This window comes from Alteromonas sp. WD8-37, assembly GCF_055326825.1.
The window spans coordinates 813577-836981 of sequence record NZ_JBUZOV010000001.1; the positions used below are offsets into that span (position 1 = coordinate 813577).

The window sequence follows — 23405 nt, forward strand, 5'->3', positions numbered from 1 at the left end:
AAGGAACAAACATGACGCAGGTCACAATATTGCATAATCCACGCTGCTCGAAAAGCCGGCAAACATTGCAATTGTTGCGCGATCAAAACATTGAACCCACAATCATTGAATACTTAAAGGCTCCTTTGTCCAAAGCGGAGTTAGCGGCGGTCTTTGCCAAGTTGCCTACCGATGCGATCATCGACATGATGCGCCCGAAAGAAGCCGAGTTTGCCGACGCTGGCCTGGACAAAGCAGAACTGACCGCTGAACAAGGCCTGGCTGCCATGGTGCAGTTTCCCAAACTTATGGAGCGGCCCATTGTTATTCACGGCGATGCGGCGCGTATTGGCCGGCCTCCCGAAGCGGTGTTGGAGATCCTCTGATGCACGAAATTTTAGTGCTGTACTACAGTCGTCATGGCTCCACTGCCGCACTGGCACGCGCCATCGCCAAGGGCATCGAGCTTGGCGGATGTCAGGCGCGTGTTCGCACTGTGCCGCCGCTGCGTGACTATTTGTCTGATGAAGTGCCACACGTTCCCGACTCGGGTCCGCCGTATGTGCAAAAGTCCGATCTGGAGTCGTGCATCGGCCTGGCGCTAGGCAGTCCTACTCGCTTTGGCAACATGGCAGCCCCCCTCAAGCATTTTTGGGACAGTACCAGCGATGCCTGGCTCAAGGGCCACCTAATTGATAAACCCTGCACGGTGTTTACCTCTAGCAGTAGTATGCATGGCGGCCAGGAGACCACCTTGTTAAGCATGGCCATTCCGCTGTTGCACCATGGCATGGTGTATTGCGGGATCCCTTACAGTGAATCCGGCCTGCACGATACCCGTAGCGGTGGCACGCCATACGGTGCCAGCCATGTGAGCGGGCACCACGGCGAAAACCTGACCGATGTAGAAAAGCAGTTAGCAGTGGCTCAGGGCGAGCGATTGGCCAGCCTTGCAACACGGCTGGCAGGGGCAACATTATGAAACCCATTACGCGTCAGTTGCAGTTGCTGGCGCTGACAAGTTATGGGCTGTTATTGTCATGGATGGGCATTTGGCATTTTTTTCTGGCCAGTGATCAGCCCTACTCTCCTGGCTTTGTGGTACTGATGTATATTCTGCCGCTGCTACTGCCAGCCCGTGGCTTACTTAAGGGCCGCCCTTATACCTATGCATGGGCAAATTTCATCACACTATTGTATATTATTCATGGTATTACTATTGCTTATGCTGACCAAGACGAGCGTATGTATGCCATTATCGAGTTAGTGCTGGCGTGTGCTATGTTTACAGGATGTAGTTTGTTTGCACGCTATCGCGGCAAAGAACTTGGCCAGGCCCTGCCCAAGCTCAAACAAGAAATGCAAGATGAACAAGCCAGGTATAAAAAGCACTAACGCATTATTGGTACTCGCTCTTTTCGGTGGACTGGCATTGCCAGGCTGTGGCGATGGCGCTGCTGATAGCCCTGCACGTACATCCGCCCCATCTGGCACGCCAGATGAGCTAGCGGTTATCCTTGAGGTAGTAGGTGATACACACGTCGTTACCGGTCAAAGTGTGGGGTTGGTTGTCAAGGCCAGTAATGGCCAGTCCTTAAACAATGTAATGTGGCATGTCGACACCTACAACGAGGCAGTGCTGGCGCCGCATAGTCAGGCGATTGGCTTTGATGCCACTATCCCCGGTACCATAGCCTGGCGGGTGTCCGCCACCCTACCGGACAAGCAACGCCTGAGTACGACTGGCACCTTACAGGTTTACGATGATGCTCCGCCGGTGGTGGTGGCGCGTTTAAGCCAGCAAGCAGTGGAGTTGGGCGATGTGTCACTTCGAGCCGACATTCCCGGGTCAATGACGGCAGAATCTATTTCCTGGGCGCAAACTCAAGGCCCCACCGTAACCCAGAGCTATGGCAGTTCGGCGGTCGCCCATGAGATGTATTTTCAGGCACCTTCTGTAGATGCAGATACGCTGCTTGCTTTTGAAGTCACCGCCAGTTTTGAGGATGGCAGTCAGGCACAGGATACCGTCTGGGTGTTGGTGAACGATGTAGCCAGTGACGCTGCTGCCTACTTCCCCAGCAATGAGCTGTATCCAACCTCTTTGGTTCACCCCTATCGGCCAAACGGTCAATGGGCCAGCACGCTGGTTCCCTGTACCTACACCCAGATCCTGGCCCGTTCGTGCTCTTTTGAAAAATTGCCTTTATTGGGCCAAAAGACAGCCACCCCGACTATCGACGATGTGTTAGCGCGCACCGTGGTATCCCATGATTGGATGGGAGATGCATTTGCCGAATTTCTGGCAAATTCGGAGGCTCAGGATGATCTGTTGAGCTTGCTGGGTGCCACTACCGCTATAGTCATCGCCCATGACATTCGGCCGTCTTTTTACTGGAGTGCAACCGGGGCAATTTATCTGGACGCAGCCGCGTTATGGCGCAGCCCGGAAGAACGAGACAGCATCAACAGCCAGCCCGATCCGCGCGGTCAATTTGATGAAGGGCTTGATTATCGCACCAGTTGGCGGCTGGTTTCACAGAATCAAAATTATTTTCCATTGCCTGGGTTGTCCCGCGCAGCGCGTCAGGCACGCGATCCTAGTCAGGTCGCTGCAGCATTAACCTACCTGTTATATCATGAATTAGCTCATGCCAATGATGTCTTTCCTCGGGCAAGTTGGTCAGGCTTTCGCGCTGACGACTCGCCATTGAGTATTGCCAATTCGCAACCTCCTTTGTCACAGTCTCTGGACCAGGATTACCCGCTAACAAACGAGAAATTGCGGGAGCTGGCGCAGGTTGCCTTTGGTGGCGCACAGGCGAGCTCGCTCCAGCGCCATTACAGCGTGCAGCAAGTAGCTGAATGGTTCGAGCAAGATGCTGCTGTTTCCCCGTACAGTTACTTTTCTCCGCAAGAAGATTTTGCAATGTTATTTCAGGCGTTCATGCTATTGCATAGACTAGGCGTAGAGACAGATGTCGGCTTTTTTACCCGGGATACGGTGCAGTCTGGAGAACAACTTATCAGTTGGGGGCAGCGCAATCGGGTGAATGCGCCGCATATCCAGCCTCGCGCCGCTTTTGTGGTCGACCAATTGCTTCCCGGAATCGATATACCGGCAGCTCAAAATGCCGCACCGAGCCCGCAATACCTGCCAGTTAACCAGCCGTGGCGCGATACCGTTTCGCTGGATCAGCGGGTGGAGTCTATTGCCCTACCCAGTGTCAAAATTCGTCCACCACGGTTGCCATCTCATCACATTGAGCACCATTTACCGTTGCCTCTGCAATAGCCGGTGCAGGCAACGGTAATGTTGACAGTGTTAATAGACACCCACATTTATTATTAGTGTGCAGCATAGCCCTGGACAGCGACCTTGCACCACATAGTTGAACTGAAGATTAACAGATGGACATCCACCCGTCCCTAATTTCGCTCCATGAGTAGACACCCACCGCCAAGTGGATTTCAATAATCTGGGCTAACGGCCAGTTTTTCTGTCGTGCAACTTCCTGCATGCTAGATAAAAATGTTCCTGGTTATGAAAAATGGCTGTCGCTCGCAAATATCAAATTAATCTTCAAGACACTTCATATTATCATTGTGTATCGCGCTGTGTGCGCAAGGCGTTTTTGTGTGGAGTCGATAGCCAGACCGGCGTGAGCTACGAGCACCGCCGCGGCTGGGTCGAACAGCGTATTGCATTGCTGGCTGCTAATTTTGCTATCGGCGTGTGCGCTTATGCAGTGATGAGCAACCACACGCATCTGGTGCTGCACATCGACGCCCAGCAGGCTAATCGATGGTCGGATGAAGAAGTGCTAACCCGCTGGCACCAGGTGTTTGCCGGTACCGCGCTGACCCGGCAGTATATGGACCCGACCCAGCGCCAGCGATTAAGCGCGCTCCAATGTGCGACGGTGCGCAGTATTGTTACTGTGTATCGGGCACGGTTAGCATCTATCAGCTGGTTCATGCGCGCTTTAAATGAGTATATTGCGCGCCAAGCCAATAAAGAAGATGACTGCACCGGGCGGTTCTGGGAAGGCCGCTACAAATCGCAGGCTCTGCTGGATGAAGCCGCTTTGCTAGCCTGCATGGCCTATGTGGATTCAAACCCGGTGCGCGCCGGCCTGGCCGACTCCCTAGGCGACTCATACCACACCAGTATCCGGGCGCGCCTGCTTTCGCCCGCATCAACCCCGGCAACCTTGCAGCCATTCAGTGACGCCCGCGGCATTCATCACACCCCCCTACCCGGCACTTTTGCCAACTACCACAGCCTGCTTGAGCACACCGGGCGCTGTCTTATCGACAAAAAAGCCAGCCTGCCCGATGACCACGTGCGGACGCTGGGTGTCAGTGCCGAGCAATGGCAACACATGGCTATCGAGTTTGAAAGTTGTTTTGGCCGCGCCGCCGGCTCTGTGAAAGAGCTCGAGCATTATCGCATCAGGCATGATCTGGTGCGGATAAAAAGCCGTTTTCGCCATCTTAATGATTAAGCGTGCCCATTCGGTTAAGCCCGTTTATTCATTCCAGTAAAAATTCAGCCCTTCTAAGGGCCGGCCAAAGGTATCCGTAACCGGTCGCAATTGCGAATCAAGCGAAAGCGCATTCATGAAGTCAGCCTGGCTGCCTACCAATTTGACATCAAACGCAGCTACCGACCCAGCCTGTTGTACCAATATCGCGGACTCAACGACACTCATATCAGACAAGAACCGCTGCACATGCACATACTTTTTCAACTCATCTAAATTGGCCACTGAAATCGTGATGGCACTTGCCTGCTGGTTTTGTTTTTCAAACGAGAAGGCAAAGCGCTCGCCCAAATAATCACTATAAATATCAAGCAACTGTGTCGCAGCCTCTGCCGCGCTTTGGGCATAAACACTGCCGAAAAACTTCTTACCTTCTACCATCATCAGCCAGTCAAGGCGGATCGCTCCCTCTCCCACCCGGGCCGGCATGGTCACTGGTTGGGGCGCAGGGGTTATATGAATGTCTTGATGGGTGTCATTAACAAGCCCATTGTTAACCGTACTGCGATTCTGCTGGCGGTTCTCAAGTGGCTGTCCACCGACAGTGCTTTCACCGTCGCTTTTGGCTGGATCGTACTGTGATTCCTTTGGCACTCCATCCTGGTTTTGCTGCTGGTTGTCATAGGCAAAAGCCAGGCTACTGTTTGCCAGCGCATCCGCAAGCTGCTCCTCGGTGCTTAAAAATTCCGGTGCCTGCGAGCCGTCATGCTGGCGGATCCGGGCTGCAAGTACAATATCCGGTTGATAGCGTGTAGACGCGCTGCTGAGACGATCGGCAAATAGCCCCCAAATGTCATACACCGATAATTTGCTGTTATCGGTCAAATCCATCAATGGCAGGGCCAGCGGTATGCCGCGCTGTTCGGCGTGCTGCATGACTGATTCTACCAGTGGGTCCGGCTGGCCTTCCCGCAGTATCCACTTGTCCCGCTCTTCCTGGTTGACCATCCAAAGCAAAGTATCTGGGCGGCGTTGGCCCCACAAAGGAAGCTTTGCCTCGCGCAATAACCTGGCGATCGCTTCGCGCGAAAACTCGCCAATATAATATTGCTTGTTTTGATGCTGATCATACTCATAGGCAATCAAAAACTGCGCGGGTGATTGTAAGGCTGAACGAATTTTTGGGTGATTCAACACCATCTTTGAACCGGACATTTTAACCAATACCTGGGCAAAGGCATCGCGCAAAGCGGAGCGACGGGTGGATGTCTGTTGGTCAGCCACCTCAACCCGCGCTTTATTAGTTTCCACTACTGTACTGGCCTGGCTTGGTGAAACCATGAGGGTAATAAGCATGGATATGGCGAGAATGGCAAATGTCACGAAAGGTTTGGTCATTGGCAAAATCTGTTTATCTACTTGGCTATGCATCAAAGATGGGTGTCTTGCGGTATTGTGGGGCATTTAAACCTCTTTTTCATCTACAATTTTTATCCTCTGGCGGTTGGCGGAGTAACATTGGACTTCATGCCACTTGCTGGTAGAATTCGCGTCTTTCCATCCTTTGCACCAGGGCATTATCGTGAGCGACAATAAAACCTCTCTTAGCTACAAAGACGCCGGCGTTGATATCGATGCGGGTAATCAGCTTGTTGACCGAATCAAATCTGTAACCAAGCGTACGCACCGCCCCGAAGTCAAAGGCGGATTAGGAGGTTTTGGCGCATTATGCGAAATTCCTGCCAAATATAAGCGGCCTCTGCTGGTGTCTGGCACCGATGGCGTTGGCACCAAGCTACGCCTGGCGATGGATGCGGGCGTGCACCATGGCGTGGGGATCGATCTGGTGGCGATGTGTGTTAATGATTTGATTGTGCAGGGTGCTGAACCACTATTTTTCTTAGACTACTATGCTACTGGCAAGTTAGAAGTCGACACTGCCGCGGAAGTGGTCACTGGCATCGGCAAAGGCTGCGAGCTGGCAGGCTGTGCCCTGATTGGTGGCGAAACCGCTGAAATGCCTGGCATGTACCATGACGGTGACTATGACATCGCCGGTTTTTGTGTGGGTGTGGTTGAAGCCGAGGATGTTATCGATGGCAGCCAAGTTCGCCCTGGGCAAAAACTGATTGCGCTGGGTTCATCTGGGCCACATTCTAATGGCTATTCGCTGATTCGTAAGGTATTAGAAGTGAGCAATGCCAGCTTATCTGACACGCTAGGTGATAAAACCCTGCAGGATCATTTGTTAGCCCCAACCCGCATCTACGTTAAATCTGTCCTGAAACTACTGGAACAGGTGCAGGTTAAAGCGATTTCTCATATTACCGGGGGTGGTTTTTGGGAAAATATTCCGCGAGTGCTGCCCGAGACCGCTAAAGTTGTCGTGGATGAACAAAGCTGGCAATGGCCTGAAATTTTTAACTGGTTGCAAACCCAGGGCAATATCAGTCAGCACGAAATGTATCGCACCTTCAACTGCGGCGTAGGCCTGGTGATTGCGGTAGATGAGTCCGATGTAGCCTCCACGCTATCGATTCTTAAGGACCAGGGTGAAGAAGCCTGGGAGTTGGGCACCATTGAAGCGCGCGAAGGCGATGAAGACCAGGTGGTGATCAAGTAACTATGGCGGTTTCTATGAATATTTGTGTGCTGATCTCTGGTAATGGCAGCAACCTTCAGGCACTAATTGATGCTTGTGACGCTAATCGCATTGCCGGCACCATTCGGGCGGTGATCTCCAATAATCCTGACGCATACGGTCTGGAGCGTGCGCGTCAGGCTGGTATTGAGACCTGTGTTATCGATCATCGCGAATATGAGAACCGCGAAGCCTATGATGCTGCGTTACAACATGCTCTGGACAGCTTCGATGCGCACTGTATCGTGCTGGCTGGCTTCATGCGTATTCTGACGCCCGGCTTTGTGGAGCACAATGCCGGCAAGCTGCTCAACATCCATCCTTCGTTGTTGCCAAAGTATAAAGGATTGCATACCCATCAGCGCGCCATCGACAATAAAGACAAGGAGCACGGCGTAAGTGTGCACTTTGTGACCCCCGAATTAGATGGCGGCCCGGTGATCGTTCAAAGTCGTGTGCCGGTATTTGAAGAAGATACCGCGCAGGATTTAGCCGAGCGTGTAAGCGAACAGGAGTTGCGTTTATACCCGTTGGTGGTTAAATGGTTCTGTGAGGGCCGACTGGCAATGGACAACAATAAGGCGATTCTCAATGAGCAGATTTTACCCGAGACCGGTTACGCGAGCGATTAATGTGCTAATGGCAGTGGGCTGTTTAATGCTTGCTGCCGCCCCTGCCCTAGGCCAAGACGACAATCCTCTGCCTGAGCTTATTCCGTTTACTGCTACTTACACGGCATTTAAATGGGGAGATGATGTCGGCAGCGCCACTATGAAGCTGGAAAGTTTGAGCGAAGATCAATTTTCGCTGACTTACTCCTCTGAAGTGTCGAAGTTTTTTTTATCTGACGAGCGCTTCGAGCACTCTATTTTTTATGTGCAGAACGATTTACTCATCCCTTCTCAATATCATTACAAGCGTACCGGCACCGGCCCAGACGATAAGCTAAATGTGGCGTTTGTTAGCCAACCTTCGCCAACGGTTAAAATTGAACAACAGGAAAACCTGCCCTGGGACGGCGAACTGGATAATCAAATATACCGTCTCGATATCGCCCGGCAGCTGGCCGCCGGCAATCAGCGACTGCGTTATGATTTTATCAACTACCGTGGTGAGAAACGTTCATACGGTATCGAAATTCTCGGGCCTGAAATGCTCTCGCTGCCCTACGGAAATCTTGAGACCATCAAGGTCAAGCTGGTCCGCGACTCCAAAACCCGCGAGACATTTGCCTGGTTTGCACCTGCTCTGGATTTCAACCTGGTGCGCCTGCAACAATTCAAGGACGGCGACGAACAGGGCGACATCAAACTGCGCGAGTTTAAACGGCTTTAACCAGCAGCCAACAAAAGTTGCCATTGTGTACACTCGCGAACGTGTTGAGTGCCTGCTTTTGCTTGATCTTTTGCCAGCATGAATATAGGTTTAACAAAAGCTGGTCTGACCTCGAATCTCAGTAAATTGAATTTGGCGTATAAATAGGATCAGCATAAGCCGACTTTTATCAGGAGTGTAAAATGGCAGAGTTTATCTGGTTTCTTATTGTTTTACTGACCCTTTGTGTGGCCAGTTACAAACGATTGGGGCTGATCAATACTATCGCATTAACCACTGGCGTCATGCTTATTGGCACAGTATTTGGTGATATTGGCTGGCTTGGCTGGTTAGTGTTTTTAGCGGTGGCAATCCCGTTTGGTGTTGCAGATATCCGCAAACCTTACATCACAAAAAAGCTACTGGCCTTTTATAAAAAAGTAATGCCGGAGATGTCACGTACCGAGCAGGAAGCGATTGATGCAGGCTCTGTATGGTGGGATGGCGATATTTTCAGTGGCGCTCCCGACTGGGACAAATTGCACGGCATTCCTAAAGGCCGTTTGACCGCTGAAGAGCAGGCATTTTTGGATGGCCCGGTGGATCGCGTTTGCCAGATGGTAGACGAATGGGAAATCAACCATCAAAAAGCTGATTTACCGCCGCGTATCTGGGACTACCTCAAAGAGCACAAATTCTTTGCCATGATCATCAAGAAAAAATACGGTGGCCTGGAATTTTCTGCTTATGCTCAGTCGCGGGTACTGCAAAAACTAGCCGGTTCCAGTGCGGTATTGTCAAGTACCGTAGGAGTGCCAAATTCATTGGGCCCTGGTGAATTACTGCAGCACTATGGTACTGCTGAACAACAAGATTACTATCTGCCGCGTCTGGCCAAAGGTGAAGAAATTCCCTGTTTTGCGTTAACCGGCCCAGAAGCTGGTTCGGATGCTGGTGCCATCCCCGATACCGGTGTGGTCTGTAAGGGCCAGTGGGAAGGTGAGGAAGTGCTGGGCATGCGCCTGACCTTCGATAAGCGCTACATTACGCTGGCGCCGGTCGCCACGGTAATTGGACTGGCATTTAAACTTCAAGATCCGGAAGGCCTGTTGGGTGAGCAAAAAGATCTTGGCATTACCTGTGCTCTCATCCCACGGGATACTAAGGGGTTGGATATCGGTCGCCGTCATTTTCCATTAAATACGCCGTTTCAAAATGGCCCCATTCGTGGCAACGATATCTTTGTTCCGTTAGATTTCATTATCGGTGGTCAAAAAATGGCTGGCCAGGGCTGGCGTATGCTGGTGGAATGTTTATCGGTTGGGCGTTGTATTACCTTGCCGTCTACGGCTGCTGGTGGTGCCAAAACTTGTGCTCTGGCTACCGGTGCTTACGCCCGCATCCGCCGTCAATTTCGTATGCCAGTGGGTAAAATGGAAGGGGTGGAAGAAATGCTGGCTCGCATCGGCGGTAATGCCTACCTGATGGATGCAGTGACCCGATTTTCGACTGTTGCGGTCGATTTGGGTGAAAAGCCCTCGGTCATTTCTGCCATCTGCAAATACCACCTGACTGAAAAGATGCGTCAGGTGATCAATGATTCAATGGATGTGCATGGTGGCAAAGGCATCATGCTGGGGCCAAATAATTACCTTGGTCGCGCGTATGAAGGAGCGCCAATTTCAATCACCGTAGAAGGCGCTAACATCTTAACGCGTAATATGATGATCTTTGGTCAGGGTGCCATGCGTTGTCATCCATATGTTCTGCGCGAAATTGAAGCCGTAGCAATCGAAGACCGTCAAGAGCAGCTTAATGCCTTTGATGACGCTGTGTTCGGTCACATTGGTTTTGCATTCTCGAACAAAGTACGCAGCTTATGGTTTGGTATTACCAGCAACTATTTCAGTTCCGCCCCGTTTGCCGATGATACTGCGCGTTATTACAAGCTGCTTAAAGGCTACAGCGCTAACCTTGCCCTCTTAACAGATGTTTCCATGGGTGTATTGGGTGGCGATTTGAAACGCCGTGAGCGCTTGTCGGCGCGCCTTGGCGATATCTTAAGTGGTATTTATCTGGCCAGTGCTACGCTTAAACGCTATGACGAAGAAGGCCGGCTGCAGGAAGACGCGCCGCTGATGCACTGGGCGATGCAAACCACCCTGTATGATATCGAAACAGCCATCGTTGAATTTTTAGCCAACTTCCCATCACGCCCGGTGGCGCTGGCGATGCGCGCGTTAGTGCTGCCATTTGGCCGCCGTTGTGACAAACCTTCGGATACGTTGGAGCACAAGATTGCCAGCATCTTACAGCAACCTTCTCCAGCCCGGACGCGTCTGGGTGACGGCCAGTATCTGACCCGCGAAGAAGGCAGCCTATTTGGCGACCTGGAACAGACTTTGGAGAATGTATTGGCTTGTGAGCCAGTGTTTGAACGTATTTGTGAAGCACGCGGCACAAAGCTGCCATTCACCCAGCTGGACAAGTTAGCAGATCAGGCCCTACAGGATGGCATTATCAATCAGGATGAAGCCAAACTGCTCAAAGAAACCGAAGCGGGTCGTTTACGTACCATCAACGTAGACGATTTTGATTCTGCAGAGCTTATTGCCGCCTCTGCCAAAGATGACGACAATTCGTCAGCCGCAGTCGCCTAGCCCTCAGTTAAGCAACAAATCCCCTGCTCCTACGCGGGGGATTTTTTTTATCTGCCCTAAGAACGCTCAAGCTGTGCTTGTCACGCGTTATAGGTGTGAATCCACCTAACTGTTTTTACTAAAAATTAATGCATTCCAGCGTATTTAGCAGAAGATTTCAACAGACACCCATCCCAATAATGCGCAACATTTCTTCCCGTTCATTAATTATTGATTGCGATACACGAGGTGTCTTCTCTAATGGATGGGTGTCCCTTTAGTTTATGGATGGATGTCCATTTAGTTTTTTTATTAACTCAAAAAATTTCTCAAACAAGACAGCCACCTTTAAGTATTTCTCCATTCACTGAAGCGTGTTTGATGTGGTATGCGACCGCTGACAGTCAATGTAATTTACGAGCTAATAATTTTTCCAAATACTTTTACCTAGGTAGATTAAAAATGGCCATTAGTCGCCACATGGTGGGTTCATAGCAGGTGATCCTGCGAGCGGTCTCCCGGCACAGGCACATTCCAAAGATAGATGTCCAATTTGTGAATAGATGGGTGTCCATGTTTTCGAATGAATGGCTTACTGAAAACGGCAAACCAGGTGAGTTTCATCTTTGTGGCTTCTCACAATAAAAGGATATTGAAGGACGGTATCCAAATTGAATTACAGCGTGTGCACCGTGGACCGGGAATTTTCAGGTGGGGGTCTTGTTTGAAGCCACAAACTGGGAATTTAAGGTGGGTGTCTTGTTTGCAGCCATAAACTGGGAAATTAAGGTGGGTGTCTTGTTTGCATTGTTTGCAGGCACCAGGCTACCGGGCGAATGCCAGGCTAAGGCGGGGTGTCGCTTTCGTAGGTGTGGACCTGGTTGCGGCCGTATTTTTTTGACTGAAACAGAGCCAGGTCGGCGGCGGAGAATAAGTTGTCTAGCTGAAAGCCCACACGTAGCGTGTCACTGACACCAAAACTGGCAGTAATGGTAAAATGCTGACCAGAGGTCAATGTATCAATATGCTGGATCGCTTTACGGCAGGCTTCGGCGATATCTACTGCATCGGCGCTATCACAGGATTTGAGCAATATGCCAAATTCCTCGCCCCCGATCCGGCCCAGTTCATGTTTGTAGGCGCGGCATTGTTCACGCACTGTTTGAATCACTTGTTGCAACACCCAGTCGCCAGTTTGATGGCCGTAACTGTCATTGATGCGCTTGAAATGGTCGAGGTCAAACAGGATTAGCGCCACCGGCAGGCCGGCTTCACTGGCCTGTTGAAGAGCCTGTTTAGCGCGCTCGGTAAAAAAATGACGATTGTAAATACCGGTTAACGTGTCCATTGCGGCCAGATGCTTAAGCTGCGCCTGCAATTTACGGGTGCGATACGACCAAAATAATAAGGCCACCACTGCCACCAGCGCCAGGATAAGCACCATCACCATGCTTTGAACCTGCTCGCGCACCAGTCGGGCTTCAGTACTCAGCAGCTGATTACGCTTATCCAATAATTCAATCTGGCTTTCTTTGTTTTTTAAATCAAAGCGCGCTTGTTGCAAAGCCAGAGATTTTTCCACCCGCTGATCATGTAACGAGGCTTCTAAACGGGTCAGGGCTGTTTGGTGGGTGTATGCTTGCTGATAATCCCCTGCTTCAGCCAACTGGCTGGCGAGCAAACGATATGCACTGATCAGCGGATTGGGATACTGCTCTTCCTGATCCATTTTAATCACTTCGCGGGCTAAAGCGATGGCCTCATCGGGCTGCCCGGTCGCTACTTTAAGCTCAGCCAGCGCCGCCAAAAAGCCGCTTTTTAAGAATATATAATCCACCGCATTGATTTTGCGCATGGCATCTTCCGCCACGGTCTGAGCTTTCACCAATTCACCCTGTTGCATATAAAAATCAAACAAATGCACAATATTGAAACCAATATAATAAGGCTGCTTAGCCGCTTTACACACCTCGAGTGCATCGTAAAATGCATCTTCGGTGACTGTCCCCCGAGCCAGGCTTATTTCGTTTTGCATGCTTAACGCAAAACAGCGGTCATCCCCCGAGGCATAAGCATGCTGCAAAATCTGTGATGCGTAGATAAGTGCAATGTCAGGTTGTTCCACACTGCTGTAAAACACCAGTAAGCCCTTGTAGGCATCAGGTTGAATAGAGGGGGCATCAATCCGTTCAAGCAGATCATCCAGTTGACCGGCAAGCTCAAAACTTTGACGCCAATTTTTGGTATAGGATGCCAGCCCCAACATGGAAGTGAGAACGCGGATCCGTAAGCCGGAGTCGGGAACTTCGCCAAGCAGGCGTTTGTAGCCTTCCAGGGTTGCCTGAATATCTCCATCAAAAGTCGACAGGTATACCGTCAAATAACGAAACAATAGCTGCTGCTGCGCGCTTAACTGATCTTGCTCCATACTGTTCAATAACTGCTGCGCCTGATCTGGATCGCTCAACCGCAAGTTATCAGCACGACTCAGCAGACTGCTGACATCTGTTTGTGCTACAGCCGGTGTGAGGGTGAGACACCATACAGCACAGCAAATAGTAGCCAGGCGCGTCAAGCGTCCAATACTGGGGTTATCGAAAATCAGGCGGAAAATCATCAGGCTCCGGCGAAGGTTCATTAGGATCAGTAGGTTCAACAATCGCCATCAGCGCACAGATTTGTTGCGCCTGACGGGAAAGACTGGCAATGGCGGTTTGTTCGAATGGGGTTAAATGGCTAACCTGTAACACAACATCTTCAGCAAGTTTTGCGACCAGCATGATGGGGTTCATAGCGTATCCTTTGTCCCGGCACCGGCGACGGCCAGCGCATCCAAAATCCTGTGGTTTTTCACCAAGCGTGTGGCTGGCGGAATGACCAGAGTGGTAATGGTCGTCAGATTTGCCTGGGCCAGTTGTGATAAGTGTATACGATCTTCACGAAAAGGGTCAGTAATTAAGGTCGGGCTTTCATATAAAATCACTTCATGATCAGGCGGATAGTGCTCTAATAGCAATGACACTAACACTTCGCGTTGCGCCGGAGTACTGGCATCACGTGCCAGAGAAACATCCCCGGCCAATGCCACCTGCCACAAGATGACATAGCCACAGGTATCCAGCCGACGCTGGTAAAACATAAACTGACTGGTTTCAAAATGCTGGCAGCCAAAGGCCCCCGGATCGATGCCCAAATCAGCATACAGGCAGTCTTCGGCAGAGACGCCAGGCTCCATATGGGCGCTGTATCCTTCTCGTCGCGCCTGCGCAATGGCATGATGCGGCACCTGAGCAAATACCCCCGGATGACCATAAAACGCCCCAACCACATAGCGATTCTGACGCACCGGTATTAGCATGGTGCTAACCATCTGCTGGTAGGTCAAACGGCGATCTTTACCAATAGCATACAGCGGCTGTAACGAGCGCACATCAGGATGCAGTTCTTGTAGCCATTGCTCCATCAGCGGATGGCAATTGCAAAACACAACATCGGCATGAGCAATATGGTTTTGACATCGAGTAGAAATATGCGCGCCAATGGTGATGCCCAAGCCAATACACACTAACTTACCAGTCATCCTGCTGCGTCCTTTCAGCGTTGCTTATAAGATTTTCATTATGCCTTTGCCGCCCCTGTGCGCAAGCAAAACTTTGCTAGCGCAGTTCCGCATGTTTTGCCTTACGCTTGTGCGGCAGGCTTGTTAGAATGTGTAAAATTTTTGTATCTGTAAATTATGCGCAAACATATCTACATTGCTTACACCGGCGGTACTATTGGTATGAAGCCGTCTTCGCAGGGCTATGTGCCAGCAGCCGGCTTTTTGGCCGATACGCTGAAAAAAATGCCGGAATTTCATCGCAGCGAAATGCCACGCTTTACATTGCATGAGTACGACAATCTGATTGACTCATCAGACATGGACCCCGAAGACTGGCAAAATATCGCCGATGATATTGCCGATCATTACGATGAGTATGACGGCTTTATCATTTTGCATGGCACCGACACCATGGCCTATACCGCCTCAGCCTTAAGCTTTATGCTGGAAAATCTGGGCAAGCCGGTGATTGTGACCGGTTCACAGATCCCGCTGGCAGAGCTGCGTTCCGACGGCCAGGTGAATTTGCTCAACGCGCTGTATATCGCGGCCAATTATCCGATTGCCGAAGTCGGGCTGTTTTTTAATAACCGTCTGCTGCGCGGTAACCGCAGCCGAAAAGTCGATGCCGATGGGTTTAATGCCTTTGATTCGCCAAACTTTCCCCCATTGCTGGAAGCCGGTATCAATATTCGGTTAAATGCAGGCAAACTGGCTGAAGGCACGTTGGCACCTTTACACGTGAGCCACGTCACCGCCCAGCCTATCGGACTGGTCAGCCTGTATCCGGGAATCTCAGCCCAGGTGATCAAAAATATCCTGCAACAGCCTGTTAATGCACTGATACTGCTAAGCTACGGGGTGGGCAATGCGCCACAACAAGAGGCCCTGCTGGAGCAACTACGTCACGCCCACAAAAATCAAATTCCGGTGCTCAACTGCACACAATGTACTCGCGGTCGGGTCAATATGGGCGGCTATGCCACCGGCCACGGCCTGGCCGAGGTTGGCGTGCTGCCCGGCAGTGATATGACCCCAGAGGCTGCGCTGGCCAAGCTGCATTATTTATTAAGTAAAGGGTTATCCTTTGACCAGCTGTGCACCTCACTGACCCAAAATCTACGCGGAGAAATGAGCCAGTAATATGCCATCAGTTCACGGAAATATTCGAAAAATGCGGGTATCTGTGCCCCAACCTGCCGAGCCGGTTCATTATGAATTGCCTGTCGGCGACGCGCTGGTCGATATGAATGCACTGGTCGGCCATACCATCAGTATGGAATACGCCGGCGCCATTCATTGTGTGCATTGTGGAAACAAAACCAAAAAAAGCTTCAACCAGGGTTATTGTTACCGCTGCCTGATCAGCCTGGCCCAATGCGACAGCTGTATTATTAAACCGGAACAATGTCACTACCATGAAGGCACCTGCCGCGATCCGGCCTGGGGCGAACAAAACTGCATGAATGACCATTTTGTTTATCTAGCCAACACCGGCAATCTTAAGGTAGGGATCACCCGCCACGTCAGCCAGGCAATATCCAGCCGCTGGATGGATCAGGGTGCCAGCCAGGCGTTGGTAATGTTGCGCGTTCCCGACCGGCTGACCAGTGGCCTGGTGGAAACCCTGTGCAAACAGCATATCGCCGATAAAACCAACTGGCGCACCATGCTTAAAGCCGAACCGGACAGCCAGGATCTGGCGGCCACCCGGGATGCCCTCCTTGCAAAAATTCAGCCTGAACTGGATGCGCTGATCGCCGACAAAGGATTGCAGGCTGTAAGCCATACCGAACATGAGGCAGTTGCTATCCGCTACCCGGTGGAACAGTATCCGGAAAAAATAAAATCCATCAATCTGGACAAAACACCGGCTTTTTCAGGCACACTGACTGGGATAAAAGGCCAGTATTTGATGCTAGATGGCGATCGCGTTATCAATATGCGCAAATACGCCGGCTATGCCCTGACCGTCGATTATTAAAAAAGGGCCGTCAGGCCCTTTTTTGTTATCGCACTTCCACTCCATTCAGATTGCGCGCCAGATCATCCAAATCACTGGCGGTGGAGTCAAACTTGCCGTCCAGGTATTGATAAGCCACCTGCACGTGATGATCCGATCGCCCCAGCTTCACCACCAGTTGTTCAGCATCAAAATGTATCGCGGTATTTAAAAAGCGATACGCATGCTGTTCAGTTGTAAATTCATACTCAAGATGTACTTTCACGGGGTTCATCCTGTTGTGATGCAATGAAGCAGGTACGTATGACCTGATTAAAACGTTTCACCAATGGCGTTTCGTTTGTCTGGATCGGCCCACAGGCCAGCCAGTCGACGATAGCCTGCTCGGCAGTCGTGCTTTGGCCGTCTTCCAGTTTGTGCATCATCATTGCCAGCTGTACATCCTGGCGTAATGGCGATTGCGCGTCCGGTGTGGGCATATTGCACAGCACTTCCAGTTGCGTGGTATACCACAGACGGCTTTTATCGACAGTCCTGGCTTCCTGCAAGGCTTGCTGATGCGCCCGGTTAAGTGCTGCCCAAAGCGTTTGATCAATATGCTCAGATGCCGGACTTGAATGGCCCTGCCACTGGGCGATGGCAGCCAGTAAGCTTTCATATTGCTGAGTACGTTGATGTTGCTGTTGCTGTTGTGCCTGCTGGGTTTGACGCTGTTCAATCTGGGTTTGCCATTTAGCAATCTTGCGCAGCACGTGCTGCTGCACAGAGGGTGGCAAGTCGGCTGCTTGCCCGGCCAGCTCTTGTAACCGGGCCAGGCTGTCCTGGCTTTCCAACTGCCGAACAGCTTCACCGGCCTGCTCCAATAACGCATCAGCCTGAGCCTGCTGCGCTTGCTTTGAAGCCTGATGGGCTTGTTTGGCAGCATCAAACAGCGCATCGTTAGCCTTGCGAAAGTGACGCCACAGATTGTTTTCGTGGCGCCCCGCACTACCAATCGCTTTCCATTGTTGCTGCAACAGCTTGGCAGCTTCGGTCGCCTGGGCGCGATCGTCCTGACTCAACAATACCTGGGCCTGGCCGATCAACGCTTGTTTTTCATCGCGATTGGTAGCTTGCCATTGCTGTACTATCGCCAACGCTGGTGCCAACGCACGATCCCATTGTTTTTTGAGCGTTTCAAAAGTCGGTTTATCTGTTTGCCCGGCATTTCGCCAGGCTTGTCGCAACTGTTCCACACAACGAGCCAGCGCTGCCGGCTCTTGCTGGGTGTCCAGTGCTGCAGCCTGCTGAATTAAGGCTTCACGCTCCTGCTGGGCGGCATTTCGCTTAGCGTCTTGCTCGGCAAAATGCACGCGACAAGGCTCAAACGCTGCAGCCAACGCGACATCAAAGGCCAGCTGCTGTTCATCACTGCCCTCGCCCGGCTGCACCAGGCTTTGCCATTGTGCGCGTAAATCTTTAACCCGTGCTGCCCGCTCACCGATGTGGTCAGGCGTTTGCGCTGCCAGTTGCTGAGCCTGCTCGAGTAATTCCGGTTTGCGCGGCGCAGCCAGATAGGCTTGCCAGCCGGCCAGGTGCTCGACACTTTCGCGCGTTTGCTCGTACCGTTTTTGCAGCGGTACTCGGGCGCGCTCTGATAATGCTTCAAAGGTTTGGCGAGCTTGTTCAAATCGAGCCATTGCCGGCCTGAACCGTCCCTGCTCAATTAAATTATCAACAATGTTAAGATGTTTACGGCAGGTTCTTTGTGCCTGTTGCTGCTGGTCCTGCGCGGCCTTGTGTTGTTGCTGCCAACTCTTGGTATGCTGATGCCACTGACGCGACAGCGCCTTGGGTACCTTGCGCAGCTGCTGGCTTAGCTGTTGCCAATGTTGTTGCAGTTGCGCTTGCTCGGCCACTTGTGGTGGATGTTGATTATCATAGTGGCCAGCTTGCTGGATCAATTCTGCCAGCTGTTGGGCAGTGCGCTGCTGGTCATCAAACCCGGCAAGTTGCTGCTGCAGATTTTGCAGGCGTGTGCTTAGTCCAGCGAAGCGCGTCGGTGTCTTCGCGGTCTGTTGATTATCGTCTCTGGCCTGCTGTTCAAGGGTAAGCAATGCTGTTACAGCCTGCTCTGCCTGGTCCAATTGCTGTTGAGCCGATGCCACCTGTTGGACAGACGCTGTTACCAGCACTTCTTCAAACAGCGCGGTGATAGCACCTTCTGCCTGTTGCAGCTGCGTCTGGGCAGCGTAAACCGCTTCCTGATGGGCCAGCTGGGCCTGCATCTGCTGCCATTGTGGCTTCAAGCGTGCCAGATGGCGTTCCAGCTGGGCGGTCAGCTGGCTATGTTTTTGCTCGGTGGTGCGGATACTTTCATCGCTTAACCAGTCAAATTGTGGCTTGAGCGCGGCATATTCCTGCTGCAAAGCATCCATACGCTCGGTAATGTCGGCATAATCAGCCCTATCCAGCAACGCATTGAGTTTAGATAACACCAGCGTAATTTGCTGCTGAACCTGCGAGGGCATGTGCGCAGCCTGATGCAAGGTATGACGGCGAGCATCAATGTCGGCAATTATTTGCGGGTCGGCTTCTTTTTTGGCGTACTTATCCAGCACCGACGGACTGTCAGCCTGTCTAATCAATGCCTGCTTTACCACAGCACTGGCCTGACGCTGAAAATAACGCTGTGTAAACTCTGCCTGGCCAACTTTCTCCAGCAGCTTCAGTACCAATGTATCGTTAAGCTGTGGCACCGGTTGCAGCAGCGCGGCCTTAACCAGGTCCTGCGGGGCCGATTCGCGTAGATAATCGTCGCGTTGCTGCCGCTCAGCCTCTGTTACATCGTTAGCCAGAATGGTTTGTTCAACCCGCTCGCGCGCGCTGCGTTTGACCGTTTCCTGGCGCGCCAGTTGCGCAGATTTTTGCCACAGGGCAAAAGAATCCAAACGGGTCAGCGCCGCCAGAATGACCTGAGGATTGTCGTCGTTAAACGCCAGCTCGTGCAAGATGGCTTTATCCTGCTGCTTATGCGGCGATAATTTTTCGATGGCCGCTTGTCTGACCGCGGGATCCTTATTGGCATGCGCGGGCGTGAAAATCCGACTAAATATCATCCTGTCTGAACCGTGCTATTTCGTTATCATCCGTTGCTTCAAGCGCCTGTTTAAATTCGCGCTTACTTTTGTGCACAATCTCGCCACTGGCGTTGACCGTCATATGTTCTGTCGACTGGGCCACTTTAGCCTGATACAACATGACCGCCTGCATGGTGCTTTCACGTTGCTCATCACTAAGCGGTGTCCCATCGCCCCACTTACCGGTTTCTACTGCCTGACGCAGGCGTTCATACACCTCGGGCGTCATGGCGGCTAATAAAGCATCTATATTCATGATGAAAATCGTTTGATAATTAAAATCCGAATGCGATTAACGATGTACCAGATAAACCCGATAACCACCGATAACACCGCCAGGTTGTACTGCAAATCGCCTTTATTGGCACCGCCCCAGTACATAAAGCCAAAGCCTGCCACAAATAACAACATGGCAATCATCGACTGATTTTGAATACTGTGCAGCTTTTTAAAACGCGTCAGTTGTTGCTTACGCAAAATATCTTCTGAGGAGGCTTCGGCCAACGCAAAACCACAATGTGGGCAGCTATCGGCTTTATCCGAAATCTTTTTGTTACACGACGGGCAATCTATCAGTGCCATGAAATCTCCAGGTTTGTTTGTTGATGCTACGGCCATCCCTGTGGCCGGCACTCAACAAGGCATACAAAAAAGCGCACCAGCGCAAATAAAGAACACTCCCTATTCACGTGGTACGCATTTTAGCAAGACTGCTATTTTCTGTGAAACTGGCTCCAGTAATTATTCACGGTCTGCTTCATTTCTTTACTAAGCATCAATATACCAAACAGGTTCGGCAGGGTCATAATTACAATTGCGACAGCTGACAACGCCCATACCAGGGTGGTATCTGAAAAGGCTGCCCAGATGAAGCCCGCCACATAAATCACCCGGTAAGGCATCACCGAACGGGGGCCGAACAGGTACGTCATGGCGCGGTCACCATAATAAGACCAGGCAATCGCGGTAGAAAAGGCAAACAGCATCAGCCCCACCGACACAATATACTGGCCCCAGTTACCAAAGTATCCGCGGGTAAAGGCGATGGTGGTCAACGCTGCTGAGTGCACCAGTGATTTACCTGAGACTTCCAGATTTTCTTTAACCGGTTTGCCATCGACAATTTTCAGTGAACCAGTAAAGGCATCTTCATCACCCACCGAATAGATCACATCTTCGGCGACAGAGCGCGCATTGATTAGCGTAAAACCATCGGATACTGCGGTGCCATTGACCACTCGAATCTCGCCGGTGTACGGCTTGATTTCATGGCCTTCAATTTCATTGAGGAAGTTGTACAACTTGCCCACATCTTCGGCGCGACTGTCATCAAAACTACCTTGCACAAAGTACATGTCCGAGCGGTCAAAATTGTTCTCGTGCTTTTCTTTCCACACGCCCGACGACAAGATCACCAGCCCGGTGATGGTACAGATCACGATGGTATCGATAAACGGTTCCAACAGCGATACCATGCCCTCTGACGCTGGCTCTTTGGTTTTCGCCGCCGCATGGGCAATGGGTGCCGACCCCTGACCGGCTTCGTTAGAAAACAGGCCGCGGTTCACTCCTTTGTTAAAGGCATAAGCCAGTGACGCGCCCAGGAAGCCGCCTGCTGCAGCAGAACCACTAAAGGCATCCGACACAATGGCGGTAAACGATGGGCCAATATTTTCCAGGTTGGCAAAGATCACGGCCAGCGCACCAATCAGGTAAATCACCGCCATCAGCGGCACCACCCGCGCGGTAACCGCCGCTATACGCTGAATACCGCCTAGGATAACCAGCGCCAGTAAGATCCCCAGCACACTGCCGACAATGGCCGGTTCAAAGCCAAAGGTGGCTTCGATGCTCTGGGCAATACCATTACTTTGCGGCAGGTTACCAGTACCGAATGAAGAGATCACTGTGGCCACAGCAAATGCCACCGCCAGCCATTTCATATTAAGGCGACGATCCATGTAATACATGGGGCCACCGGCCATCGTGCCATCTTCGGTTTGCACCCGGTATTTATGCGACAGGGTCACTTCAACAAATTTTGTGGTCATACCAAAAAAGGCTGTAGCCCACATCCAGAACAAGGCCGCCGGCCCGCCCAGATACAGGGCAAACGCCACCCCGCTGATATTACCAGTACCAACAGTACCAGACAGTGCGGTGGTCAGGGCGCGAAAATGGGTGGTGTCACCCGGTTCATTGCCTTTATCGAATTTACCAAATACGACCTTCCAGGCATGCTTAAAATACCGCACCTGCGGAAAGCGCAGATACACGGTAAAAAATAGGCCCACGCCTAACAGCACAAACGGAAACCAGGGCGAACCCCCTAGTATGCCGTCCAGCGACGTTAAAAAATTGTACAAGCCTTCCAAAACAGGTTCCCCTTAATCTTGTTATTGTGATTTTGTTTTATTTGGCGTTTTTTATTATTAGCGCAGTGTTGGTAACACCGAACGGGTGGCAATCAGCAAGTCCTCGCCTAATTGCTGACACCGCTGAACCGACCAGCCAAAGACCGGATCAGGTAAATTTGCATTATCTTTAAATGGCATTTCGAAGGTATAGGCCAGGCATTTGAAACGCTCACCCACCGCATTGGAGGCCACGGCTAAATTAGCTTCGCCTGGCTTGTCTTTGGGATAGCCAAATTCGTCCTGAAATTCAGGGGTAACCGCCAATAAGGTTTGTTTAAACGTGGTTTCCAGTTGCTCCAAACGCGCATCATACGATGGGATGCCTTCACTGCCTGCGACAAAGTTATACGGTAGTGCTTCATCACCGTGCAGATCCAGGTACATGTCTACGCCAATCTCATCCATGGCATTTAACACATACAGCACCTCTGGGCTTTTTTCAGACGTGGGTTCGGCCCATTCGCGGTTTAAGTTTGTGCCGGCGGCATTGGTGCGCAGATGACCGCGGGCGGATCCATCGGGGTTCATGTTGGGGATTACATAAAAGGTCGCCTGGTTGAGTAAGTCGCGGGACAACCCATCTTCTTCATCCAGCAGGCGATAGATCAAACCTTCGGCACACCACTGCGCCATGCTTTCCCCAGGATGCTGGCGGGCGGTGATCCAGACTTTTTTCTTGCCCGGGGCTTCATCACCAATGACCAGCATGGATAAGTCGCGGCCATCAAGAGTCTGTCCAAGTAAGCGATGTTCGCAGTCTAAAAACATTTGTGCATCGCTGATGAGGTCCAGATGGCGCTCATAGCTATAAGGAATAAAATACGCAAAGAACACACTGGGCTGTTCCAGCGTCAGCGAGAATTTCAGATTATTGCCATCAAACTCGCTGTCCACCCGAAACCAAGTTTCACGATCATACGAAGCCAACACATTGTAGTCTTTCCAGCCGTCCGGATAAGCCGATTTGGCCAGGTCAGTAATGGTCAAGGTGTGGGTGGTGAGGACCTCACCAAACAAACGAAAATGAAACCACTGATAAAATTCAGACTGATGATCCTGGTTGATCCCCAACACGATGTCTTCGGGGGCGTCGGCTTTGATAACCCGAATGTTGCCGCTGTCAAACTGACTGGAAATATGCATACGATTTGTGTTCCTCAGATGAGTTTGCGCGGTAATTTAGCATACTGTGTTTGGTTAATACCATGTTTATACCGTATTAGCCGGCTGCTAACAGAACCCTTT

21 protein-coding genes are annotated in these 23405 nt (G+C 51.3%); 11 read left to right on the forward strand and 10 right to left on the reverse strand.

The genetic code is table 11. The features are described 5' to 3' along the window. Window positions 1-11 precede the first annotated feature (11 nt). From arsC to ACTUJZ_RS03650, 5 genes are all read left to right on the forward strand, one after another. Entirely contained in the window at window positions 12-365 is a 354-nt protein-coding gene (gene arsC / locus ACTUJZ_RS03630) for an arsenate reductase (glutaredoxin) (protein ID WP_463634892.1), read from the forward strand. Then, entirely contained in the window at window positions 365-961 is a 597-nt protein-coding gene (wrbA, locus tag ACTUJZ_RS03635; RefSeq protein ID WP_463634893.1) for an NAD(P)H:quinone oxidoreductase, read from the forward strand. The genes arsC and wrbA overlap by 1 nt, the downstream gene beginning before the upstream one ends. Further along, on the forward strand, window positions 958-1374 hold the full coding sequence (locus tag ACTUJZ_RS03640) for a DUF2069 domain-containing protein (RefSeq protein ID WP_463634894.1): 417 nt from the start codon (window positions 958-960) through the stop codon (window positions 1372-1374). Before wrbA ends, ACTUJZ_RS03640 begins: the two co-directional genes overlap by 4 nt. Beyond that, window positions 1346-3274: a hypothetical protein gene (locus tag ACTUJZ_RS03645; RefSeq protein ID WP_463634895.1), complete on the forward strand. Its 1929-nt coding sequence runs from the start codon at window positions 1346-1348 to the stop codon at window positions 3272-3274. Before ACTUJZ_RS03640 ends, ACTUJZ_RS03645 begins: the two co-directional genes overlap by 29 nt. Before the next feature lie 325 nt (window positions 3275-3599). Then, complete coding sequence (locus ACTUJZ_RS03650) at window positions 3600-4487, forward strand: transposase (protein WP_463634896.1); 888 nt, start codon at window positions 3600-3602, stop codon at window positions 4485-4487. Between the two features lie 24 nt (window positions 4488-4511). Here the strand turns inward: ACTUJZ_RS03650 and ACTUJZ_RS03655 are convergent, their stop codons facing one another. Beyond that, a complete protein-coding gene (locus tag ACTUJZ_RS03655; RefSeq protein ID WP_463634897.1) occupies window positions 4512-5864 on the reverse strand; it encodes a DUF2066 domain-containing protein in 1353 nt (450 codons plus the stop codon). 184 nt (window positions 5865-6048) lie between these two features. Here ACTUJZ_RS03655 and purM point away from each other — a divergent pair, with 184 nt between their 5' ends. The 4 genes from purM to fadE all read left to right on the forward strand — a co-directional run bounded on the left by purM (window position 6049) and on the right by fadE (window position 11081). Next, the gene (gene purM / locus ACTUJZ_RS03660; protein ID WP_463634898.1) at window positions 6049-7089 is read left to right on the forward strand and encodes a phosphoribosylformylglycinamidine cyclo-ligase; all 1041 of its coding nucleotides are present in this window, start codon (window positions 6049-6051) and stop codon (window positions 7087-7089) included. Between the two features lie 14 nt (window positions 7090-7103). After that, the gene (purN, locus tag ACTUJZ_RS03665; RefSeq protein ID WP_463634899.1) at window positions 7104-7739 is read left to right on the forward strand and encodes a phosphoribosylglycinamide formyltransferase; all 636 of its coding nucleotides are present in this window, start codon (window positions 7104-7106) and stop codon (window positions 7737-7739) included. Window positions 7740-7764: 25 nt separating this feature from the next. Next, window positions 7765-8442 carry a DUF3108 domain-containing protein gene (locus tag ACTUJZ_RS03670; protein ID WP_463634900.1) on the forward strand — a complete coding sequence of 226 codons (678 nt, stop codon included), beginning with the start codon at window positions 7765-7767 and terminating at the stop codon, window positions 8440-8442. A gap of 182 nt (window positions 8443-8624) precedes the next feature. Further along, window positions 8625-11081 (forward strand): acyl-CoA dehydrogenase FadE, encoded by a 2457-nt coding sequence (fadE, locus tag ACTUJZ_RS03675; RefSeq protein ID WP_463634901.1) that lies wholly within the window; start codon window positions 8625-8627, stop codon window positions 11079-11081. Window positions 11082-11904: 823 nt separating this feature from the next. On the opposite strand, the gene ACTUJZ_RS03680 is transcribed toward fadE, so the two are convergent. The 3 genes from ACTUJZ_RS03680 to ACTUJZ_RS03690 form a co-directional block, all read right to left on the reverse strand. Then, the gene (locus tag ACTUJZ_RS03680) at window positions 11905-13527 is read right to left on the reverse strand and encodes a diguanylate cyclase (RefSeq protein WP_463634902.1); all 1623 of its coding nucleotides are present in this window, start codon (window positions 13525-13527) and stop codon (window positions 11905-11907) included. Window positions 13528-13651: 124 nt separating this feature from the next. Continuing rightward, on the reverse strand, window positions 13652-13852 hold the full coding sequence (locus tag ACTUJZ_RS03685) for a hypothetical protein (protein WP_463634903.1): 201 nt from the start codon (window positions 13850-13852) through the stop codon (window positions 13652-13654). Further along, window positions 13849-14640 (reverse strand): SAM-dependent methyltransferase, encoded by a 792-nt coding sequence (locus tag ACTUJZ_RS03690; protein ID WP_463634904.1) that lies wholly within the window; start codon window positions 14638-14640, stop codon window positions 13849-13851. Before ACTUJZ_RS03690 ends, ACTUJZ_RS03685 begins: the two co-directional genes overlap by 4 nt. A gap of 156 nt (window positions 14641-14796) precedes the next feature. Here ACTUJZ_RS03690 and ansA point away from each other — a divergent pair, with 156 nt between their 5' ends. Together ansA and ACTUJZ_RS03700 are read left to right on the forward strand one after the other, a co-directional pair. Next, on the forward strand, window positions 14797-15804 hold the full coding sequence (gene ansA / locus ACTUJZ_RS03695; protein WP_463634905.1) for an asparaginase: 1008 nt from the start codon (window positions 14797-14799) through the stop codon (window positions 15802-15804). A gap of 1 nt (window position 15805) precedes the next feature. Then, window positions 15806-16645, forward strand: a complete 840-nt coding sequence (locus tag ACTUJZ_RS03700) for a DUF2797 domain-containing protein (RefSeq protein ID WP_463634906.1) — start codon at window positions 15806-15808, stop codon at window positions 16643-16645. Between the two features lie 25 nt (window positions 16646-16670). On the opposite strand, the gene ACTUJZ_RS03705 is transcribed toward ACTUJZ_RS03700, so the two are convergent. The 6 genes from ACTUJZ_RS03705 to ACTUJZ_RS03730 all read right to left on the reverse strand — a co-directional run bounded on the left by ACTUJZ_RS03705 (window position 16671) and on the right by ACTUJZ_RS03730 (window position 23303). Next, a complete protein-coding gene (locus ACTUJZ_RS03705; protein WP_463634907.1) occupies window positions 16671-16889 on the reverse strand; it encodes a hypothetical protein in 219 nt (72 codons plus the stop codon). Continuing rightward, window positions 16873-19722, reverse strand: a complete 2850-nt coding sequence (locus tag ACTUJZ_RS03710) for a DUF349 domain-containing protein (RefSeq protein WP_463634908.1) — start codon at window positions 19720-19722, stop codon at window positions 16873-16875. Before ACTUJZ_RS03710 ends, ACTUJZ_RS03705 begins: the two co-directional genes overlap by 17 nt. Next, a complete protein-coding gene (locus ACTUJZ_RS03715; protein ID WP_463634909.1) occupies window positions 19712-19999 on the reverse strand; it encodes a YeaC family protein in 288 nt (95 codons plus the stop codon). The genes ACTUJZ_RS03710 and ACTUJZ_RS03715 overlap by 11 nt, the downstream gene beginning before the upstream one ends. Then, complete coding sequence (locus ACTUJZ_RS03720) at window positions 19996-20325, reverse strand: zinc-ribbon domain-containing protein (RefSeq protein WP_463634910.1); 330 nt, start codon at window positions 20323-20325, stop codon at window positions 19996-19998. Before ACTUJZ_RS03720 ends, ACTUJZ_RS03715 begins: the two co-directional genes overlap by 4 nt. A gap of 131 nt (window positions 20326-20456) precedes the next feature. Next, window positions 20457-22118, reverse strand: a complete 1662-nt coding sequence (locus tag ACTUJZ_RS03725; protein WP_463634911.1) for an alanine/glycine:cation symporter family protein — start codon at window positions 22116-22118, stop codon at window positions 20457-20459. 57 nt (window positions 22119-22175) lie between these two features. Further along, window positions 22176-23303, reverse strand: coding sequence for a M14 family metallopeptidase (locus tag ACTUJZ_RS03730; protein ID WP_463634912.1), 1128 nt, complete (start codon window positions 23301-23303; stop codon window positions 22176-22178). Window positions 23304-23405: the final 102 nt, after the last annotated feature.

Bases quoted from the DNA above. Each gene is read 5' to 3' on its own strand.
- arsC (WP_463634892.1), top strand. From the start codon at position 12: ATGACGCAGGTCACAATATTGCATAATCCACGCTGCTCGAAAAGCCGG.
- wrbA (WP_463634893.1), top strand. From the start codon at position 365: ATGCACGAAATTTTAGTGCTGTACTACAGTCGTCATGGCTCCACTGCC.
- ACTUJZ_RS03640 (WP_463634894.1), top strand. From the start codon at position 958: ATGAAACCCATTACGCGTCAGTTGCAGTTGCTGGCGCTGACAAGTTAT.
- ACTUJZ_RS03645 (WP_463634895.1), top strand. From the start codon at position 1,346: ATGAACAAGCCAGGTATAAAAAGCACTAACGCATTATTGGTACTCGCT.
- ACTUJZ_RS03655 (WP_463634897.1), bottom strand. From the start codon at position 5,864: ATGACCAAACCTTTCGTGACATTTGCCATTCTCGCCATATCCATGCTT.
- purN (WP_463634899.1), top strand. From the start codon at position 7,104: ATGAATATTTGTGTGCTGATCTCTGGTAATGGCAGCAACCTTCAGGCA.
- ACTUJZ_RS03670 (WP_463634900.1), top strand. From the start codon at position 7,765: ATGCTTGCTGCCGCCCCTGCCCTAGGCCAAGACGACAATCCTCTGCCT.
- fadE (WP_463634901.1), top strand. From the start codon at position 8,625: ATGGCAGAGTTTATCTGGTTTCTTATTGTTTTACTGACCCTTTGTGTG.
- ACTUJZ_RS03685 (WP_463634903.1), bottom strand. From the start codon at position 13,852: ATGAACCCCATCATGCTGGTCGCAAAACTTGCTGAAGATGTTGTGTTA.
- ACTUJZ_RS03690 (WP_463634904.1), bottom strand. From the start codon at position 14,640: ATGACTGGTAAGTTAGTGTGTATTGGCTTGGGCATCACCATTGGCGCG.
- ansA (WP_463634905.1), top strand. From the start codon at position 14,797: ATGCGCAAACATATCTACATTGCTTACACCGGCGGTACTATTGGTATG.
- ACTUJZ_RS03700 (WP_463634906.1), top strand. From the start codon at position 15,806: ATGCCATCAGTTCACGGAAATATTCGAAAAATGCGGGTATCTGTGCCC.
- ACTUJZ_RS03710 (WP_463634908.1), bottom strand. From the start codon at position 19,722: ATGATATTTAGTCGGATTTTCACGCCCGCGCATGCCAATAAGGATCCC.
- ACTUJZ_RS03715 (WP_463634909.1), bottom strand. From the start codon at position 19,999: ATGAATATAGATGCTTTATTAGCCGCCATGACGCCCGAGGTGTATGAA.
- ACTUJZ_RS03720 (WP_463634910.1), bottom strand. From the start codon at position 20,325: ATGGCACTGATAGATTGCCCGTCGTGTAACAAAAAGATTTCGGATAAA.
- ACTUJZ_RS03730 (WP_463634912.1), bottom strand. From the start codon at position 23,303: ATGCATATTTCCAGTCAGTTTGACAGCGGCAACATTCGGGTTATCAAA.